Here is a 19,557-nt window from a genome sequence, read left to right on the forward strand (position 1 = left end):
GTTGCGCGTGCCGCAGTGGCGGCTGCCATCATGGCCATGAGGATTGTGCCTGCCCACGCCGCAGGCTCGTCCATGCCGTGGGAACAACCCCTTCAGCAGATCCTCGAATCTGTCGAGGGGCCAGTCGCCAAGATCGTGGCGGTGATCATCATCATTGTCACCGGCCTGTCGCTCGCCTTCGGCGACACGTCCGGAGGCTTCAGGCGCCTGATCCAGATCGTGTTCGGCCTGTCGATAGCTTTCGCGGCGAGTTCATTCTTCCTTTCGTTCTTCTCGTTCGGCGGCGGAGCACTGGTCTGATGGACGAGGAAGTCCGAGGCTTTTTCGCACCCGTGCATCGTGCGCTGACCGAACCGATCCTGCTCGGCGGCGCGCCGCGTGCGGTCGCCATCGCCAACGGCACGCTCGCCGGTGCGGTCGGGCTTGGTCTGCGTCTCTGGATTGCTGGTCTCATCATCTGGGCGATCGGACATTTCGCCGCCGTCTGGGCGACCAGGCGCGACGCGCAGTTCGTCGACGTCGTTCGCCGGCACCTTCGCTATCCCTCCCATTTCGGCTGCTGAGAGATGATGAACCTCGCCGAATACCGCAGACGCCCGTCCAGCCTTGCCGACTATCTGCCCTGGGCGGCACTGGTTGCGCCGGGCGTGGTGCTCAACAAGGATGGCAGTTTCCAGAGAACCGCCCGTTTCCGCGGTCCCGATCTGGATTCCGCCACGCCGGCGGAACTCGTCGGCACGACCGCCCGGCTGAACGGCGCGCTCCGCCGTCTCGGCTCGGGCTGGGCGATCTTCGTCGAAGCGCAGCGTAATCCCGCTGCCAGCTATCCTGACAGCCGGTTCCCGGATTCCGCATCCGCGCTTCTCGACATCGAACGGCGCGAGCAGTTCGAAAGTGGGAGCGGCCGGGGATCGTTGCAGTGGAGTCGTCAACCAGACGGAGAGCTGTTCGAGAGCAGCTATTTTCTCACCTTCGTCTGGCTGCCGCCGGCAGAAGACGTCTCGCGGATGGAGAACTGGCTTTACGAAGGCCGGGAAAGGAGCGGTGTCGATCCCCGGGAACTGCTGAAGAGCTTCGTCGACCGTACCGACCGTGTGCTGGATCTGGTCGAAGGCTTTGTTCCAGAAGCTGCCTGGCTCGATGACGGCGAGACACTGACCTACCTGCACTCGACGGTCTCGACCAGGCATCATCGTGTCCGTGTTCCGGAAACACCGATGCATCTCGACGCACTTCTGGTCGACCAGCCGCTTGCCGGGGGACTGGAGCCGCGACTGGGCGACATCCATCTGCGCACGCTGACCATCATCGGGTTCCCCACCACCACCTTTCCGGGGATCCTCGACGATCTCAATGCGCTTGCCTTCCCCTATCGCTGGTCGACGCGGGCGATCCTGCTCGACAAGACCGATGCGACCAGGCTGCTGACGAAGATCCGCCGCCAGTGGTTTGCAAAGCGGAAGTCCGTCGCCGCGATCCTCAAGGAGGTGATGACCAACGAGGCATCCGTGCTCTTCGACACAGACGCGGCCAACAAGGCAGCCGATGCGGACGCGGCCCTGCAGGATCTCGGCTCCGACCACATCGGCCAGGCCTACGTCACGGCCACACTGACGGTGTGGGATGCCGATCCGTCGATCGCAGACGAGAAACTCCGGCTGGTCGAGAAAGTGATCCAGGGAAGGGATTTCACGTGCATCGCCGAGAGAGTCAACGCCATCGAAGCCTGGCTCGGCAGCATTCCCGGTCACGTCTATGCCAACGTCCGCCAGCCGCCGCTATCTACCTTGAATCTCGCTCACATGATCCCGCTCTCGGCAGTCTGGGCGGGACCCGTCGAGGATGACCATTTTCGTGCGCCACCGCTGTTCTTCGCCAGGACAGAGGGCGCGACGCCCTTCCGCTTCAGCCTCCATGTCGGCGATGTCGGTCACACGCTTGTCGTGGGTCCGACCGGAGCTGGCAAGTCGGTCCTGCTGGCGATGATGGCGCTGCAGTTCAGGCGCTATAGGAACAACCAGATCTTTGCCTTCGACTTTGGTGGCTCGATCCGCGCTGCAATGCTCGCCATGGGCGGCGACTGGCACAATCTCGGCAGCAGCGCGTCGAGTGGCCGCGGAGCGGAAGATCCTCTTGCTCTTTTGACCTTGGCGGATCTGTCGGACGACATCGATGCCGTTTCGCTTCAGCCGCTTGGCCGTATTCACCACGTTCCGGAGCGTGCCTGGGCAGCCGACTGGCTCGTCGACATTCTTCTGCGCGAAGGCGTCCCGATCACACCGGACGTTAAGGAACATCTCTGGTCAGCACTGACATCACTGGCCAGCGCACCGGTTCAGGAGCGGACGCTCACTGGCCTGACCGTGCTCCTCCAGTCCTCGTCGCTGAAGCAGGCGTTGCGGCCCTATTGCATCGGCGGTCCCTATGGCCGGCTGCTCGATGCCGAACATGAACGTCTTGGTGACAGATCCGTACAGGCGTTCGAGACCGAAGGCCTGATCGGCACCGGTGCGGCTCTGGCCGTGCTTGCCTATCTCTTCCATCGCATCGAACAGAGAATGGATGGCCGGCCGACACTGCTGATCATCGACGAGGGCTGGTTGGCGCTCGACGATGGCGGGTTCGCCGATCAGTTGCGTGAATGGTTGAAGACGCTGAGGAAGAAGAATGCTTCCGTCATCTTTGCCACGCAATCACTCTCCGACATTGACGGCAGCAGGATCGCGCCAGCCATCGTCGAAAGCTGCCCGACGCGGCTGTTCCTGCCGAACGAGCGCGCCATCGAGCCGCAGATCACCCCGATCTATCGGCGCTTCGGTCTCAACGATCGCCAGATCGAGATCGTCGCACGCGCGACGCCGAAGCGCGACTACTACTGCCAGTCCCGACGCGGCAACAGGCTGTTCGAGCTGAGCCTCGGTCCGATTGCACTGGCGCTCTGCGCTGCATCCTCGAAGTCGGACCAGGCGGTGATCGACCGGATCATTGCCGAGGGAGGTACAGATCAGTTCCTCAGGGGCTGGCTTGCCGATCGCGGCCTCTCGTGGGCGGCCGACCTCATCCCTGATCTCACCAATGTCATCGACCAATCCGCAAGGGAGGTTTCCTCATGATGTCTGTTCCTGCACGTCGCCGCTTTCGGCGCATGGCCGCCGCCGGCGCATTTGTTGCCGCTGTTGCACTGTCATCGGCACCGGCATTCGCATTCATCGTGTTCGATCCCAGGAACTACGCCGAAAACCTGCTTTCGGCCTCGCGGGCCCTTGAGCAAATTCAAAACCAGGTCACCTCGCTTCAGAACGAGGCGCAGATGCTGATCAACCAGGCGAAGAACCTCACCTCGCTGCCAACCTCGCTGCTTGGCCAGATCGAAGGCAATTTCTCGCAGATGAAAACCCTCCTCGGCGAGGCTGACAGGCTCGCCTACAGCGTCCAGGACATCGACAGCCAGTTCACCTCGACCTATGAGCAGTTCGGTTCCGGTCTCTCCAGCCAGCAGCTTGTCGACGGTGCCCGTGAGCGCTGGCGGACATCGGTGTCGGCTTTCGAGCATTCATTGAAGGCCGGTGCCGTTGCCGTGGACAATATCGACGGGACGCAGCAGCAGACCAGCGCGCTCGTCGGCGCCAGCCAGTCGGCGGTCGGCGTGCTGCAGGCAACGCAAGCCGGCAACCAGCTTCTCGCCGTGCAGGCCAGACAGGTCGCCGACCTCACCGCAATGCTGGCGGCGCAGGGCAGGGCTGCTGCGCTGGAGCAGGCGAGGACGGCCGCTGCACAGGAGCAGGCGCGAGAACAGTTCAGCCGCTTCATGACGGGCAGCAGGTACACCGCGTCATCCGTCAAAATGTTCCACGACTGAGGCGCGTCATGGATCTCAAGATCGCCGCCCGGATAGTAGCCGTTATTGCCCTTGGCGCCGCCATGACCGCCGCCTTCATGGCGTTGCGCGGCAACGGCTCGCAGGACGCGTCCTCCCCGCGTTCTGCGTATCCGGGCGGCGAGCCGGCCAGCGTTGAACTCGAGCGATGCCGGGCAGTTGGCATGGTTGCAATTGCAGACGAGGCCTGCAGGAAGGCCTGGGCCGAGAACCGCCGGCGTTTCCTGCGACCGTCCCGACGCGTGGCACCATACGCCGCTCCACCAATCGAGAAGGATCAGAGCCGCCTGCTGCCGCTGAGCCCTTCGACCCGGGCCGATACCAAAGACCCCCGTTCGAACACGGTGGGGCCATGAACGACACGGGCGTAATCGACCGCTTCCTCGAAACCTTTACCCGCTACATCGATTCCGGATTCGGCCTGCTCGGCGGCGAAGTGGCATTTCTCACCTCCACGCTGATCGTCATCGACATCACGCTTGCCGGCCTTTTCTGGGCATGGGGCGCTGACGAGGACATGCTGCATCGGCTGGTGAAGAAGACGCTCTATATCGGATTCTTCGCATTCATCATCGGCAACTTCAATCGTCTCGCCGGCATCGTCTTCGAGAGTTTCTCGGGGCTTGGTCTGAAAGCGGGAGGATCGGCACTTTCGGGCTCCGCTCTCCTGCAGCCGGGCCGTGTCGCACAGGTCGGTATCGACGCCAGCAATCCGATCCTCGACGCCGCCAGCCAGCTGATGGGCTACGTCTCGTTCTTCGAGAATTTTGTCCAGATCGCAGTGCTGATGACCGCCTGGGCGATCGTGCTGATCGCGTTCTTCATTCTGGCCGTCCAGATCTTCGTCACGCTCATCGAGTTCAAGCTGACGACACTGGCAGGCTTCGTGCTGATCCCGTTTGCGCTGTTCAGCCGGACAGCCTTCCTCGCCGAGAAAGTGCTCGGCAACATCGTCGCGTCCGGCGTGAAGATCCTCGTCCTCGCTGTCATCGTCGGCATCGGCTCGGGTCTCTTCGGCGAGTTCACTCGCGGTTTAGGTGCCGAACAGCCAACAATCACGGATGCGCTGTCGCTGGTGCTGGGCGCACTGTCTCTGATGGGGCTGTCGATCTTCGGCCCCGGCATTGCAACGGGCCTTGTTTCCGGAGCCCCGCAGCTTGGTGCGGGTGCCGCTGTGGGGACGAGCCTCGCCGCCGCGGGTCTTGGCGTCGCCGGCGCAATGGGTGCCCGTGCCGGATTCGGCAGCGCAGCGGGTGCGGTCAGTGCTGGGGGGCGGATGTCGGCTGTCGCTGCCCGTGGCGGCGCGCATCTTTCCGGCAGTACTTCGACGGCTTTTGGCCTCGCCGCCGCAACATCGGGACAGAACGGCGCGGGCTCGATCGCCGCCGGTCTTGCTGGGGTCGCCAGGGCCGGTGCTGGTGCCGCTGCCCAGCCCGTGAAGCAGGCGATGTCGCGCGCGGCGTCAGCCCTGTCTTCCAGCCAGCAGGCTGGCCGCTCGGCGGCATGGAGTGCAACCGGTGGAGAGCAGCCATCGGGAGCTGCTTCAGGGCTTGGTTCAGGCGGAGAAGCCAGTGCGGGATCTCCGCCGGAATGGGCCAACCGCATGAAGCTCTCCCAGACCATAGGCCATGGCGCCGGCATGGCCGCGCATTCCGTCCGCTCCGGCGACCATGGCGGCGGCTCGATGAATGTTTCCCTCAGTCAGGATGACCGCCGATGAACCTCTTCAGACGTCCTTCCGTCCGTTATGGCAAGGCACCGCAGCCAGAAACGCCCTACCAGCGTGCTGCGCAGGTCTGGGACGATCGCATCGGCTCGGCGCGCGTGCAGGCGAAAAACTGGCGGCTGATGGCCTCCGGCTCTCTCGTCCTGGCGGCGGGTTTCGCCACGGCACTGGTCTGGCAATCCACACGCGGAACTGTGGTTCCCTGGATCGTTCAGGTCGATAAACTTGGCGAGGCCCAGGCGGTCGCTCCGGCTTTTGCCGACTATCGGCCGACCGATCCGCAGATCGCATGGCATCTCGCTCGCTTCATCGAGCAAGTGAGAAGCATTGCGGACGATCCTGTTATTGTTCGGCAAAACTGGCTTCGCGCCTACGATTACACGACCGACCGTGGCGCCGTCTCGTTGAACGACTACGCACGTCTCAACGACCCTTTTGCCAAGGTAGGCAAAATTCAGATCTCGATCGAGGTCTCGAGCGTCATCCGTGCTTCACCAGACTCGTTCCGTGTCGCCTGGACCGAGCGCCATTACGAGAACGGCAGTCTTGCCAGCACCGAACGCTGGACCGCCATCCTCACAATCATCATCCAGCCACCCCGCGATGCCGACCGGCTGAAGGCCAATCCGCTCGGCGTCTACATCAATGCCATCAACTGGTCGAAGGAGCTTTCATGATGGGTGCGGCACGAACCCGCGATACGACTAGGCAGACTGCCCGCAACATCCCGAAGGCGCACCTTCTGGCCGTGGCACTGCTATCTGCGACAGCGCTCGCCGGCTGCGCCTCGAAAAAATACATTCCGCCGCAGATCCAATATGACGATGCAATACCTGCCGTGCAGAAGCTCGATCCCCCAAGTCCGGTGAAGGTCGTCGAACTGCCGAAACCACTTCCGCTTCCCGGCCAGTTGAAGCCAGTCGAGACCAGGAAGGCCAAGGCAGAGCCGACAGACCCCAAGCAGCGGATCAGTCAGGCCAATGAGGCGGCACGAATGCAGCCCGTCCGCAACGGCTTTATCAACGCCATCCAGCTCTATCCCTGGAGCGAAGGCGCGCTCTATCAGATCTATGCCGCACCCGGACAGGTCACCGACATCGCCCTGCAGCCGGGAGAGCAGCTGGTCGGCTCGGGCCCCGTTGCCGCCGGCGACACCGTGCGCTGGATTATTGGCGATACCCAGAGTGGGGCAGGGGAACGGCAACAGGTCCATATTCTCATCAAGCCGACGCGCCCCGACCTCCAGACCAACCTTGTCATCAACAGCGACCGTCGCACCTATCATCTCGAGCTGCGATCGACCGAAAAGACCTATATGGCCTCGGTATCATGGCAGTATCCGCAGGATGAGTTGATCGCGCTGCGGCGCCAGAACGCACAGGCGTCCGCAGCACAGCCAGTCGCTGCCGGCGTCGACATCCAGAAACTCAATTTCCGCTATCGCATCGAGGGTGACGCCGCACCCTGGAGGCCGCTGCGCGCCTTCGACGATGGCGCGAAGGTCTACATCGAGTTTCCGTCTGGCATTGGCCAGGGCGAGATGCCGCCGCTCTTCGTCATCGGCCCGTCAGGGGGCTCCGAGCTGGTCAACTACCGCGCCCGGCAGAATTACTACGTCGTCGACCGCCTCTTTGCCGCTGCCGAACTGAGACTCGGCGGCAAGACGAGCGAGAGGCGCGTCCGCATCGTGCGCACCGATGGGAGCCGGCCCCGGCATAGCGCAGGATTGTTCAGATGAGCGACCCAACGAATGGGTTGAACCGGGACATCCGCGCTGAACTGCGTCTGCGCCCCGAGCCCGCCAGGGTGACGCGACTGTCGCGCAAGGTGCTGATCGGTCTGGGCGGGATCGCCAGTGTTGCCATCCTTGGCACATTGATATGGGCCCTCGACAGCAGGCGGCGCGGCATGGAACCAACATCCGAACTCTTCACCACGGAAAACCGCTCGACCGCCGACGGGCTGCAGACGCTGCCGAAGGACTATGCTGGCGTTCCAAAACTCGGGCCCGCGCTGCCTGGCGATCTCGGCCGACCGATCCTTCGGGCGCAGGAGCAGGGCCGGCCCGTCATTGCGCCCTACATCAGCACGCCTCGCGTCGATCCGGAAGAACAGCGCCGCCTGGCCGAGATCGAGGCCGCGCGCGTCGCAAAGCTCTTCACGGAAACCAGCGCGCGGACAGCTCCGTCGCGACAGGGTACCGGCGCTGGAACCTCAATCGCGGACACTATGTCCGGATTGACGCCGCCGGCCGAACCGACGGAGCCTGATGCAGGCTCCACTCAAAATACGCAGGACCGCAAACTCGACTTCGTCAACGCCAAACCGGACCGCCGTACGGTTAATCCCGATCGGCTGGCGGCGAAGGCCTCGCCCTATGTCGTCCAAGGCGGCACGGTCATACCCGCCGCCCTCATTACCGGCATCCGTTCCGACCTTCCCGGCCAGATCACCGCTCAGGTCACTGAGAATGTCTACGACAGCCCATCGGGGGTGTATCTCCTGATCCCCCAGGGCACAAAACTGATTGGTCAATATGACAGCCAGGTCGCCTTCGGTCAGTCTCGCGTACTCCTGGTCTGGAACCGGCTCATCATGCCGGACGGCACCTCGATCGTGCTGGAACGCCAGCCGGGCGCGGATGCGCAAGGGTTCTCCGGGCTGGAGGACGAGATCGACCATCACTGGGGCCAGTTGTTCAAGGCCGCCGCACTCTCGACCCTGCTCGGTGTTGGGACGTCGCTTGGTTCCAGCGACGACGAGGGTGACATCGCCAAGGCGATCCGCGAGAGTGCGCAGGATTCGGCCTCCAATGTCGGTCAGCAGATTGTGCGCAATCAGCTCAATGTCCAGCCGACACTCACCGTCCGGCCCGGGTTCCCGGTCCGTGTCATCGTCAATCGCGACCTTGTCCTGGCGCCTTACGGCGTGCCGAAGGAACCGTCATGAGCAAGCTGAAACTCTCTGCAATTCCGGATGATCGGCCAGTCAAGATTACGGTCGAGTTGCCTGCCGCCGTTCATCGAGATCTTGTCGCCTACGCCGAAGTGCTGGGCCGCGAGACGGGACAGACGGTCGCCGATCCCGTAAGGCTGATTGCGCCGATGCTGGTGCGATTCATGGCGACGGACCGCGCGTTCAGCCGGGCCCAACGCGACACGAAATCAGGATAGGCGGACCGTGGCGCGCTTCGTTTCCACGAAACGCAGGGCGACGTCGGGCCTGCTGCGAATGAAGTCGGCAACCGCATCGAGAAGCTCGGTAGCATGCACCGCCATTTCAAAGCCGCCCGGCAGGATGCCGGCCTGTTCTCTTCGGTCCGTTTCCTCCATGGCGAGTGTGCCGTCGAGATCAGTCAGAACGCGGCGAAGATTGCGCAGGAGTCGTGCGCCGGCCAGGGTCGGTCGGACTCCGCCTGCGTGGCGTTCGAAAAGAATTGTTCCCACCGCGTGCTCAAGGCTACGGATGCGCCGGCTCAGTGCGGAATGGTGGATGCCCATGCGTCGGGAGGCGCCGAGGAAGCTGCCCTCCTCGAACACGATGAGGGCGCATTCGAGCGTGATGAGTTGGACGCGTCGCCGCATGGCGCTTCCTCCACCTGGAAGTGATTGTGGCCCGCGCCCACCACGCGAACTGTCCAGTCGCCCGCCTATCTGCCCCATGAAGTACCTGGTCAAAGCCCCCCGGTTTGGGGGCGAGCGCCTCAGTTACCAATCGCACCAGTCGGCGGGCTCGCCTTCCGCGTTTCATGCAATCTGGCGAGTGTGCGTTCATCGAAGCTCGCCGTCACCGCCACTGTCTCTTCACCGCCTAAGATCTTCGGCAGCCCCAGCGGCGTCACCCTGAAATGCAGTTGGACCAGGCGCAGCAGCCAGAGAGGGTTCATCTCGATGATGATCGTATCGATGCTTCTGTCCAGGCCCCACTCGACGATGCCTGACAACAGCGCATTCGCCACCGGGCTCAGCATTCTTCCCCGTTCTCGGTACTGCGGCTCGACGCAGTAGCGCGTCCATTCCCAGATGTTTTCGCCCACTGGGCGTTGGCCTTCGCAAAGGTCCGACAGGACCTCCGAGAGCAAGTGGGGGCGCGTCGAAGGCAGCATTCGTTGGTAGCCGACCACGCGGTCCTCGACGGAAAAGAGCATATGGACAGCATGCTCATCATCGAAGCGATCGATCTCACGGCCATCTTCGCGCCGCAGGTCAATCCAGCCCTTTTCTTCGACAAAGACCTTGTGCCGCAGTCGGAAAGCCTGCTCCAACTCCGCCTGATGTTGTTCTGAGTTCTGCGCTGAAACTATAAGAAGCATCTCTGTGGTCCTCCAGTTTGGAGGCCAATCAATGGTCGCTTCGGGAAGCAGAAGGCATCACGCGATTGCGTGAGCTAGGCGATCAAACCCTGGCGAAAGGCTTCAGCGACGGCATGCACTGTGCTTGCTACTCCGAGCCTCTCGCGCGCCAGTCGCAGATGCGTATCCGCCGTATTGCGACTGACAGCGAGACGGTCAGCGATTTCATCGACAGTCAAGCCTTCAGCTGCCCAGCGCAGAACGTCCCTTTGTCTCGGAGATAAACGTGCCGGCCGGATACTGCGTTTTGCATCAGCGATAACAGCCGCGCAGCCGAAAGCGTAAGCTGCAACCAACTGAAAGGCGAGACGGTCGTGGGGATCCGGATCCAGCTTTTCTCCCGCGACGGAAAACCCGACCGGCTGCCCGTCCAATGTGGCAAACGGGACTGTCAAACCCTCGCATAATCTGAAGTCGGTTGCCTCGTCCATGATCCGACGGCCGAAAGGACAGACCTTGCATAGGCTATCGATCTCGCGCCAGAGGAAGGGCGTGCTGCCCCGCTTCACAAGCTGAATGGTTGGATCGCGATATAGGTAGCCCTTTGAAAAATATCGCTCGGACCATTGTTCTGGCCAGGCATGGAGAATGACATGCGAAGCTTGATCATGTTTCAGAGCTTGGGGTGGGGGAATTAGTCCTGCCAGAAGATTGGTCGCGCCAATGCGTCCGGCGTAGCCAAGGATGTGTCGGCATATTTCCTCTTGAGTTGAGCTCTTACCGACATTGTTCAGAAGCTCGTACGTATCGTCGATGCGTTTAAACCATGCCATATGTACTCCTGCGTCCAGTACTAGGCCGGGACGCGCGCTGCGCCCGTAATCTGGTTATCTATCCGTGGTCTGCTCGCCAGCGTCCTTATCCCTGTTTCGGCCAGGTTTGGCCTGCGACTCCAGTCCCAGGATCAGGGTTTCGATCAGGAAGTCGTAACCATCCTCAAGCGGGGCGACGTTCCCGCTTTTCCAGCGCATCACGAACGACCGGTTGTACATTCGCGGCAGGTATCGCGTAACCAACGGAAACCGCGCTGGGTCAAGCGCATCAAGGCCTGCGTTGAATGTTTCGACCCATTCCGAGTCTTCGGTAGCGCCGTCTGCGGCGAGTTCCATCGTGATATAGCCTTCCAGGGCGCCAACCACTGAATTGAAGGCATTGATCAGAGCCTGATCCTCGAACCCGGCTTGGGTGAGCGCAGTCAGAATGATCTCGACCCAAGGTGCATTCGGCGCGCCGTTGGAGCGGATATGCGGACCGAGCAGGGGTGCGGCCCTGGGGTGCTCGTGGACGCGCGCGCGAAACCGCCGGAATAGAAGCCGGATCGTGTCGCGCCAATCGTCCGGCAGATCCGAGGGTGTCATCAGGCTTGCAATCAGCGCGCCCGAAATTTCGGCAAGCAGATCCGACTTGGCGCCGCCCGCATGCCAGTACAGGGCGGCCGGATAGACGTTGAGCCGGCGGGCGAGAGCGCGGACAGAGAATCCGGCTATTCCCTCGTCGTCGATCAGGGCAATGGCGGCCTCCACGACGCGCTCCCGCGTCAAGCCGATAGCGCCTGCTCTACCGACCGAGCGCTTCTTGGTGGAAGACTGTGTGTTCAAGGCAGCTTTCCGTCACCACTATGCGAGGCCGAGGATGTGCCCGAGTTCTGTCGCAAATCGTTCATTGTCCCCTGTTGTCCCGATGCTCACCCGCAGAAAGTGACGATAGCCGGCCTCCATCCATGGCTTGACGACTATGCCTTTTTTGATCAGGGCGCTAGCCACAGGGGCAGCTTGGGTCGCCAAGTCGAGGAACAGGAAGTTGGTCTGGGACGGGACAACGCGGACACCCAATCCGGCCAGGCGATCGGCGAGGATGTTTCGGTCGTGCCGTATCTTGGCCGTGGTCTGCAGCATCCATGCTTCGTCCTGGAGCGCGGCAATGGCGGCAGCCTGCGCGGCCGCGTTGACGTTGAACGGGGTCATGCATGAACGCATCACCCTGGCAATGCCTTCATCCGAGGCGATGCCGTAGCCCGCACGCAAGCCAGCGAGACCATAGGCCTTGGAGAAGGTGCGTAGCACAACCCAGGAAAGATCCGAGCGACCGCTCAGCACCTGCAGGCCATCCGGATAGCTGGAGTCGATCATCTCGAAATAGGCTTCATCCAACACGAACAATGTCGTGGGATGCACCGCGTCAAGCAGCCGGTCGAGTGCCCTGCGCGACAAGGCCCGCCCCACCGGATTGGAAGGCGATGAGACGAAAACGATCTTTGGTCTGCGTGTGAGCTCATCCGCCAACCCGTCCACGTCATAATCGAGTGCTGGTGTCATCGACACCTTGAGCACTTGTGCACCGGCCGCCATGGGCTCGATCTCGTGCAAGCCGAAGCACGGTGAGACGGTCAAGACCGAATCACCCTTTTGCAGATACGCGCGGCAAAGTGCTGCAATCAACTCCTCCGACCCATTGCCGCAGACGATCTGATCAGAGGAGGTGCCGAGCTTTTCCGAAAGCACGTGCCGCAGCGCAGCCGACGCCGGGTCGCTGTAGCGCGATGGGACAAGTGATGCCAGGGCGGCGGACACTGCCGGCGATGAACCGTAAGGATTCTCGTTGCTTGCCAATGCCGCAATGTCCTGCAGGCCACTGACCCGCCGCGCGGCAACTGCCGATATTCCAGCGTTGTAAACGGGAAGAGAGGCGATTTCCTGCCGAGGGCAGATGGCGTCGTTCGGAAATGACTGCATGATCCTACCTTCTCCTTTTGCTCGCTATTCGCGTCGGTTGCCGCCCGCCAGGGAGGAGGCCAATCCGGGCAAAAAATGTCGTTGACACGACAAAGGTATATACATAATGTTTTTATTGTCCACTGAACAATAAATGCCAAAGCGGCGGACACTGAGACACTGCACGGCGATTGGCGCAGCCGACCATCGGAGATGGCTTCGATGGGCACATGCAGTGTGGGAAAGGGATGGAATAATTCGCACCGGGCGACTTGGTCGCCAGAGTGCCGGCGGATGGCGTGCAACCTGGTTCGTATCACCGAAGGCCTCGTGCGCAGGCCGCAAGTCCAAAAATATCCAGGAAGGGAAATCCATTATGATCTCGACCCGACGTTCGTTGCTCAAGATGGGTTTGGCGGGGCTGCTTGTTCCCCAGGGGCGCGTTGCATCCGCAGACGAGAAGAAGGGGCAGTCGTTCGAAGCCTGGCGACACGATTTCGAAGCCTCCCTTCCAGCACGCATGGCGGCCGCCAAGGTATCAGGAGCCGCCGTCGCCATCGCCTCCAGAGACAGCGCGACGCGCTACACCGCGGCCTTCGGGTTTGCCGATCTGGCGCAAAACCGCAAATTGACCGCGGACACGCCAATGCATTTGGCTTCGGTCAGCAAACTGGTCACCGCCACGGCCCTGGTCCAGTTGTTTGAGCGGAAGGGCTACGATTTGCACGATGACATCAACAAGTTCATCGACTTTCGGATCAAGAACCCTCGCCACCCGAGCTTGCCGATCACGCCGCATCAGCTGATCACGCACACATCCAGTATCTCGGATAAAGGCTACGACGATCTGGACGTGGCCACCGACGGAGATCCGACGCAAAGCCTGAAGGGCTTTCTAAAGGACTATCTTGTTGAGGGTGGCGCATACTATTCGCCTACCACGTCGTTTTTCCCAGCCAAGCCAGGCAATCGATGGAGCTACTGCAATGTCGGGGTGGCGTTGGCAGGTTATGCGGTCCAGTGCATCAGCAAGCAGAGCTTTTCCGCGTATACCCAGAAGAACATATTCGAACCGCTGGGCGTTCGAAATGCGCATTGGTATCTGAAAGAGTTTGCACCAAACGTTCTCGCCAAGCCTTATGAATATGTGAAAGGCGCGTTCAACGAGCTGCCGCAGGAGGGATATCCTGATGTCCCGTCTGGAATGCTTCGTTGCTCGGGAGCCGACCTCACAAAAATCCTGCGTGGCATGCTTGGCGGAATAACCGGCCAGTGCGCGATTTTGTCGCCACGCGCAGTAGCCGCCATGTTGCACGACCAGGTCGATCCGGAACTGGTTTCGTACCAGGGGCTGGGCTGGGTTTCTGAGCCGATCAACGGGCACGATTTCGTCGGGCATTCCGGCAGCGACGTGGGCGCCTCCAACATGGTGGTCCTGACGCGGGATCAAACCCATGCGGTCGCCGTGCTGATGAACATCGAGGGAACCAAGAAGACCGGCGATTTCAGGGCCTCGGTGATCGAAGACCTCGTCCTAGGTGCGAAGCTTGCGAGATGGTGAGGCAGCTAACCACTCAGGAATGCCGTCACAAAAACTAAAAAAGGGGAGAGAATATGAACAGACGCGAGTTTCTGATTTCGGCATCTGGTCTGTCGCTGGCCGCAGGGGTTGGAGTGCTGTCTCCTCCTGCGCATGCCTCGCAGGACGAGCTTGTGCTGGTGCTTGGCAGCAGCAGCAATGGCTGCCCCAACTATGACCCGATCCGCGGCACCTATCTCAATCTTGGAGCCTATTTGATCTACGACAGGCTGATCGAGATGGATGCCGATCAGTCCTACCATCCGCATCTCGCGCAATCTTGGGAAAATTCCCCGGACGGGATGAGCTGGAGCTTCACATTGCGTCAGGGCGTCAAGTTCCACGATGGCGAGCCCTTCAACGCGCACACGATCCCGTGGTGGATCTCGAAATACGCGGGCACCGAGAATCAGTTCATGGTCGACGCCATCGACCACGTCGAGATCATCGATGACCATGCGTTCCGGTTCATCATGAAGCGGCCAGAGCCAAATCTCATCTATTATTTGGCGAACGTGTTCATGGGAATCCCGAGCCCGAAGTCCTATGACGCAGTGAGTGACGGCTACGGCGTGACGGAAGCTGTGGGAACCGGGCCTTTCAAGCTTGAGAGCTTCGTCATCAGCCAGGAAACCGTGCTGGTCAGCAATGACGACTATGCCTGGCCCAATCCGCTCTCCGAAAATAAGGGGCCGCCAAGCATCAAGCGTCTGACACTGCGCGAGATTCCGGATGCTTCGACAGCCTTCCTGGAACTGAAGACCGGCGGGGTTGGCATGCTGCTTGGCCTGCCTACCGAATTTCTCCCTCAGTTGCAGGCTGAAAAGAGCATCAAGTTCCGGACCCTGCCCGGCATCGGCGTCACCACAATCAAGTTCAACGTTCGCAAGGAGCCGTTCACCGACATCAAGATTCGTCAGGCGACAGCCCTGGCTGTTGATCAAGCTGCCATCCTCAAAGGCGTCTACAACGGCATCGGAACAGAGTCGCACCAATTTCTTATCGCCTCGCTCGCGGAATCGCGGGTCGGCAAGGATTTTGAGATCCACTACGATGCGGAAAAAGCCAACCATCTGCTCGACGAGGCCGGATGGGTTCGCGGCGACGATGGCGTCCGTCACAAGGCCGGGGCGCCGCTGGCGGTCAGCCTCTGGACGAGAGGCGAGACCGAATACAAGCGGATTGCCGAAATTGTGCAGGCTCAGCTCAAGGCGGTTGGCATGGCGGTCGATATTGCTGTGTTCGATAAAGCCTCGCTGGATGATCAACTCAAAAAGGGCGAACACCAGTTTGTCGTCAATCACTACGATTGGAACAATGCGGACGAACTCGATTGGGAGTTCAGCGCAAAACGCATTCCCTTCCCAAACGTATCGATGTGGGACGATCCGCGCTCAGAGGAGCTCAACGAAATCGCAATGCACAAGTCCAAGACCTGGGACGAGCGTGTCGCTAATTTCAAAAAACTGCATGAATATATCCTTAGCCAGTTCGTCTTCATACCCATCCACGAGGCCGCGCAGAATATAGCCTACAACAGCGACATGCTGTCGGTTCCCGAAGCCATCCGTGGGGCGGAGATCATGCAGCAGACGGTTCTCGACCTGAAAGCGGTCGGGTAGGCGACCTGGTCCATGGCCGCATATCTCCTGAAGCGGATGCTGTTGCTCCTGCCCATTTTTGTGGTTGTCTCGGCTCTTGTCTTTATGGTCGTCCACTTCGTCCCGGGCGATCCCATCAACAATCTGGTGCGGGCCGGCTCTTCGCCGGCTCAGCGCGCGCAACTGGTTGTCAAATACGGCTTGGATCGCAGCCTGATCGAGCAATATCTGCTGTGGATGTTCCACCTTCTGCAAGGTGATCTTGGCACCTCGATCCTTCAAGCTCGGCCGGTGCGCGATCTCATCTTGCAAAACCTGCCATACAGCCTCCAGCTCGGCGTGGCGGCGCTTGTCCTTTCTTCATTGGTCGGGATTGTCGCCGGTGCGCTCGCTGCCAGCTATCAAGGCACGCGGATCGACGAGGCGATAGGCGCATTGAGCTTGCTTGGTGCGACCCTGCCAAGTTTTCTGCTTGGCCTGCTCCTGATCCTTGTCTTCGCTGTCTGGCTTGGCTGGGTTCCCGTTTCCGGCGTGCGGTCCTGGACTTCGTTGATCCTGCCGGTCCTTGCCACCAGCCTTGGTGGCATTGCCCTGGTGGCGCGCATCACCAGGATCGCGATGGTCGAGACGGCCAGCCAGGACTTCGTAACCCTGCTGTACGCCAAAGGGCTGTCTCCGTGGCGTATCCAGATCCGGCATGTTCTGCGCCATGCCATGCTGCCTGTCGTGACCATTCTGGGGCTGCGTATTGGCTGGATCATCGGCGGCGCCGTGACGACCGAATATGTATTCGCTCGCCCCGGTTTGGGCAGCCTGCTGATCCGCGCGCTGAACCAGCGTGACTATCCGCTGGTTCAAGGCTGTCTGCTGATGCTTGCGATGGCTGTCATCCTGGGCACCCTCATGGGCGACGTCGCTCAAGCCTTCATTGACCCTCGCCAGCGGAGATCCCAGTCGTGACCCGCAAACGATACACCGCGTTTGTGTCCGCATTTGCCACGCCAAAAGGGTGTGTCGCGGGCGTTTATCTGCTGCTTTTGATTAGCGCGGCGCTTCTCGCCCCATGGTTGGCGCCCTATGGCGATTCCCAGCAGAACCTCTCCATCATGAACCAGCAGCCATCGACGAGCCATCTGCTGGGGACCGATGAGTTGGGCCGCGACGTGCTGTCGCGTGTGATCTTCGGCGCTCGTACTTCGCTCACCGTCAGTTCCACGGCGATTGGCCTGTCGCTGCTCCTGGGATTATTCCTCGGTGCCGCGTGTGGATATTTCGGTGGAGCCCTGGACCGGATCGTGATGGTGGCAGTCGATCTTACCTGGTCGTTTCCGGAGATACTGATAGCCTTGATGCTGGTCGCCGTCGTCGGGCCGGGACTCGGCGGCGTCGTCTGCGCGGTGGCGATTGCCTACCTTGCACAATTCACCCGGCTGACGCGCACCCAGGTGATCTCGCTCACCGGCGAAACCTATATCGAAGCCACCCGAAATCTCGGCGCCACGCACTTTCGTATCCTGTTTTCCCACCTTCTGCCCAATGTGCTTGCTCCCGTGCTGGTCGCCGCCATCCTTGCCACGGGCGATGCCATCATCCTCGAAGCCACTTTCGGCTTCTTTGGCCTGGGCGCGCAGCCGCCAACGCCGAGTTGGGGCGCCATGATGAGTTCCGGGACGGCGCAGCTCTTCATCGCGCCATGGGTGATTCTGTTTCCGGGATTTGCCGTGGCCATGACGGTCATCTTCCTGAACCTGTTTGGCGACGCTCTGATTGGGGCGCTCAATGTCCGATCCAAACCAAAGGGCGCATGAAAATGCTTCTTGCTGTGGAACGACTGCAGATCGGTTTCGGCGCCTTCTCGCCTGTCGATGATGTCACCTTCGGTATCGATCGTGGCGAGATTCTCGGCGTGGTCGGCGAGTCGGGGTCTGGCAAGTCGCTGTCGGCGACAGCGATCATGGGCCTGTTGCCACGCATCGGTGCGAGGATCAGCTCAGGTCGCATGGCGTTTGACGGCATCGATCTGGTGGGCCTGCCGGAAAAGCGCATGCGCCGGCTGCGTGGCGGAAAGATTGCGTTGATAACGCAGAACCCGATGACGTCGCTCGATCCGATGATACGGGTCGGCCCCCAGATCGACCAGTCATCGCGCCTTCATCTTAAGGTCGACCGTAAGGCCGCCCGCGCACGAAGTCTGGCTCTCATGACGGACATGCAGATACCCAATCCCGCTGTCGTCTACGATCTCTATCCCTTTCAGCTCTCCGGCGGCATGAAGCAGCGCATTGTCATCGCAATGGCGCTAGCCGGCGAGCCGCAGCTTCTGATTGCGGATGAACCGACCACCGCGCTCGACGTCACCGTGCAGGCGCAAATCATCAAGATCCTCGTGGATCTCGTAAAGCAGCGCGGACTGGCGCTGATCCTCATAACGCACGACATGGGCATCGTGGCACACGCTTGCGATCGGGTGGCTGTCATGTATTGCGGGCGGATAGTTGAGTCCGGTGCGGTGGAGCGGATCTTTGAAAATCCTCGCCATCCCTACACAAAAGCCCTGATCCGCTGCATTCCTCGCCTCGGCATGGTGCGAGGTAGCCTTAGCGCCATCCCAGGAACGGTACCGAACGCCGCGGCTTATCCGACTGGCTGCCGTTTTCGTCCGCGTTGTCCGTTTGCTGTCGTCCGCTGCCGGACCGAAATTCCCAAACTGCACGGTGATTGCGAAGGCCATGGTACCGCCTGCCATCTGGTGACAGCAGCATGAGCAAGCTTCTATCCGTGAAGGACCTCAGCTGCCGGTTTACGAACACGGCCCTGTTTCGAAAGCCGCGCGTCTTCCGCGCCGTCAGCGATGTCTCCTTCGAAATTCAACGCGGCGAGATCGTCGGGGTCGTCGGTGAATCGGGATGTGGCAAATCCACCTTGGCCCGCCTGGTGCTTCGGCTGATCGAGGCCAGCGCGGGAGAGGTCCGTCTCGACGGGCAAGACATCGCCCAGCTGTCGGCGGGGAATTTGCGGCGGTTGCGCCGTCACATGCAACTGGTGTTCCAGGATCCATATTCGGCGATCGATCCTCGTTTTTCGATAAGAGATGCGTTGCTTGAGCCTTTCCGCATCCAGGGCGTGAAGCCAGATTCGGCGGAGGCAACCGTGACCTCGCTGCTGGATATGGTTGGCCTCAGTGGTGCTGTCGCCAACAGCTATCCCCACCAGTTGTCAGGCGGACAGAAACAGCGGGTCGGCATTGCCCGTGCTCTCGCGCTCAAGCCGTCCCTTGTTGTGCTTGATGAGCCGACAGCGTCTCTGGACGTCTCGGTACAGGCGCAGATCATCGCGCTGTTGGACCAACTGCGTGGCGAGTTGAACCTTACCTATCTCTTCATTTCCCACGACCTCGGACTGGTCAGCTATTTCTGCCATCGCGTCCTTGTCATGTATCTGGGCCGTGTGGTCGAGGTGATGGCGAGCAACGCCAAACCTTGCCACCCCTACACGCAGGCCCTGTTCGACAGCACATACGAGCCCGACCCCAAGCAACGACGCAAGGTCGCCCGGCTTTCGGGTGAAGTCCCCAGTGGCTATGATATCCCGCCCGGCTGTTCATTCGCAGCACGCTGTCCACGCGCCACCGACCTGTGCCGCCAATTATTGCCGCCCCTGATGACTATCGCCAGCGGACAGCAAGCCGCCTGTCACCATCCCTTGATCTAGA

General features: G+C 61.1%; 21 protein-coding genes. 16 read left to right on the forward strand and 5 right to left on the reverse strand.

Features of this window, described 5'->3' with window-relative positions; all coding sequences use genetic code 11:
* The first annotated feature begins 30 nt into the window (after positions 1-30).
* From AC0NIL_RS32150 to AC0NIL_RS32195, 10 genes are read left to right on the forward strand one after another with little or no spacing between them, the layout of a single operon-like run.
* Positions 31-300 carry a TrbC/VirB2 family type IV secretion system protein gene (locus AC0NIL_RS32150; protein WP_245485308.1) on the forward strand — a complete coding sequence of 90 codons (270 nt, stop codon included), beginning with the start codon at positions 31-33 and terminating at the stop codon, positions 298-300.
* Complete coding sequence (locus tag AC0NIL_RS32155; protein ID WP_128338205.1) at positions 300-563, forward strand: VirB3 family type IV secretion system protein; 264 nt, start codon at positions 300-302, stop codon at positions 561-563. The genes AC0NIL_RS32150 and AC0NIL_RS32155 overlap by 1 nt, the downstream gene beginning before the upstream one ends.
* A gap of 3 nt (positions 564-566) precedes the next feature.
* The gene (trbE, locus tag AC0NIL_RS32160) at positions 567-3,113 is read left to right on the forward strand and encodes a conjugal transfer protein TrbE (RefSeq protein WP_473573703.1); all 2,547 of its coding nucleotides are present in this window, start codon (positions 567-569) and stop codon (positions 3,111-3,113) included.
* Complete coding sequence (trbJ, locus tag AC0NIL_RS32165) at positions 3,110-3,859, forward strand: P-type conjugative transfer protein TrbJ (RefSeq protein ID WP_473573704.1); 750 nt, start codon at positions 3,110-3,112, stop codon at positions 3,857-3,859. Before trbE ends, trbJ begins: the two co-directional genes overlap by 4 nt.
* A gap of 8 nt (positions 3,860-3,867) precedes the next feature.
* Complete coding sequence (trbK-alt, locus tag AC0NIL_RS32170; protein WP_473573705.1) at positions 3,868-4,233, forward strand: putative entry exclusion protein TrbK-alt; 366 nt, start codon at positions 3,868-3,870, stop codon at positions 4,231-4,233.
* Positions 4,230-5,597 (forward strand): P-type conjugative transfer protein TrbL, encoded by a 1,368-nt coding sequence (gene trbL / locus AC0NIL_RS32175; protein ID WP_128338480.1) that lies wholly within the window; start codon positions 4,230-4,232, stop codon positions 5,595-5,597. The genes trbK-alt and trbL overlap by 4 nt, the downstream gene beginning before the upstream one ends.
* Positions 5,594-6,280, forward strand: a complete 687-nt coding sequence (trbF, locus tag AC0NIL_RS32180) for a conjugal transfer protein TrbF (protein WP_473573706.1) — start codon at positions 5,594-5,596, stop codon at positions 6,278-6,280. The genes trbL and trbF overlap by 4 nt, the downstream gene beginning before the upstream one ends.
* The gene (gene trbG / locus AC0NIL_RS32185; RefSeq protein ID WP_474048860.1) at positions 6,277-7,341 is read left to right on the forward strand and encodes a P-type conjugative transfer protein TrbG; all 1,065 of its coding nucleotides are present in this window, start codon (positions 6,277-6,279) and stop codon (positions 7,339-7,341) included. The genes trbF and trbG overlap by 4 nt, the downstream gene beginning before the upstream one ends.
* Complete coding sequence (locus AC0NIL_RS32190) at positions 7,338-8,552, forward strand: TraB/TrbI/VirB10 family type IV secretion system protein (RefSeq protein ID WP_473573708.1); 1,215 nt, start codon at positions 7,338-7,340, stop codon at positions 8,550-8,552. Before trbG ends, AC0NIL_RS32190 begins: the two co-directional genes overlap by 4 nt.
* Positions 8,549-8,776 (forward strand): DUF2274 domain-containing protein, encoded by a 228-nt coding sequence (locus tag AC0NIL_RS32195; protein WP_473573709.1) that lies wholly within the window; start codon positions 8,549-8,551, stop codon positions 8,774-8,776. The genes AC0NIL_RS32190 and AC0NIL_RS32195 overlap by 4 nt, the downstream gene beginning before the upstream one ends.
* Here the strand turns inward: AC0NIL_RS32195 and AC0NIL_RS32200 are convergent.
* The 5 genes from AC0NIL_RS32200 to hisC form a co-directional block, all read right to left on the reverse strand.
* Positions 8,768-9,187: a LysR family transcriptional regulator gene (locus AC0NIL_RS32200; protein ID WP_164766207.1), complete on the reverse strand. Its 420-nt coding sequence runs from the start codon at positions 9,185-9,187 to the stop codon at positions 8,768-8,770. The two genes, AC0NIL_RS32195 and AC0NIL_RS32200, sit on opposite strands and share 9 nt — an antisense overlap.
* Before the next feature lie 119 nt (positions 9,188-9,306).
* Entirely contained in the window at positions 9,307-9,915 is a 609-nt protein-coding gene (locus AC0NIL_RS32205; protein ID WP_473573710.1) for an acyl-homoserine-lactone synthase, read from the reverse strand.
* Positions 9,916-9,989: 74 nt separating this feature from the next.
* A complete protein-coding gene (locus AC0NIL_RS32210) occupies positions 9,990-10,727 on the reverse strand; it encodes an autoinducer binding domain-containing protein (RefSeq protein WP_473573711.1) in 738 nt (245 codons plus the stop codon).
* A 54-nt stretch (positions 10,728-10,781) separates the two neighbouring features.
* Positions 10,782-11,552: a TetR/AcrR family transcriptional regulator gene (locus tag AC0NIL_RS32215; RefSeq protein WP_473573712.1), complete on the reverse strand. Its 771-nt coding sequence runs from the start codon at positions 11,550-11,552 to the stop codon at positions 10,782-10,784.
* Positions 11,553-11,570: 18 nt separating this feature from the next.
* A complete protein-coding gene (hisC, locus tag AC0NIL_RS32220; protein WP_473573713.1) occupies positions 11,571-12,686 on the reverse strand; it encodes a histidinol-phosphate transaminase in 1,116 nt (371 codons plus the stop codon).
* Positions 12,687-13,041: 355 nt separating this feature from the next.
* Between hisC and AC0NIL_RS32225 the strand changes: the two genes are divergently transcribed.
* From AC0NIL_RS32225 to AC0NIL_RS32250, 6 genes are read left to right on the forward strand one after another with little or no spacing between them, the layout of a single operon-like run.
* Entirely contained in the window at positions 13,042-14,226 is a 1,185-nt protein-coding gene (locus tag AC0NIL_RS32225; RefSeq protein WP_473573714.1) for a serine hydrolase domain-containing protein, read from the forward strand.
* A gap of 53 nt (positions 14,227-14,279) precedes the next feature.
* Positions 14,280-15,866: an ABC transporter substrate-binding protein gene (locus tag AC0NIL_RS32230; protein WP_473573715.1), complete on the forward strand. Its 1,587-nt coding sequence runs from the start codon at positions 14,280-14,282 to the stop codon at positions 15,864-15,866.
* Between the two features lie 12 nt (positions 15,867-15,878).
* The gene (locus tag AC0NIL_RS32235; protein WP_473573716.1) at positions 15,879-16,805 is read left to right on the forward strand and encodes an ABC transporter permease; all 927 of its coding nucleotides are present in this window, start codon (positions 15,879-15,881) and stop codon (positions 16,803-16,805) included.
* Complete coding sequence (locus tag AC0NIL_RS32240; RefSeq protein WP_063170698.1) at positions 16,802-17,653, forward strand: ABC transporter permease; 852 nt, start codon at positions 16,802-16,804, stop codon at positions 17,651-17,653. Before AC0NIL_RS32235 ends, AC0NIL_RS32240 begins: the two co-directional genes overlap by 4 nt.
* Positions 17,650-18,609, forward strand: a complete 960-nt coding sequence (locus AC0NIL_RS32245; protein WP_473573717.1) for an ABC transporter ATP-binding protein — start codon at positions 17,650-17,652, stop codon at positions 18,607-18,609. Before AC0NIL_RS32240 ends, AC0NIL_RS32245 begins: the two co-directional genes overlap by 4 nt.
* The gene (locus AC0NIL_RS32250; protein ID WP_473573718.1) at positions 18,606-19,556 is read left to right on the forward strand and encodes an ABC transporter ATP-binding protein; all 951 of its coding nucleotides are present in this window, start codon (positions 18,606-18,608) and stop codon (positions 19,554-19,556) included. Before AC0NIL_RS32245 ends, AC0NIL_RS32250 begins: the two co-directional genes overlap by 4 nt.
* The last annotated feature ends 1 nt before the right edge of the window (position 19,557 follow it).

The sequence above is a fragment of the Mesorhizobium sp. WSM1343 genome (assembly GCF_055901535.1).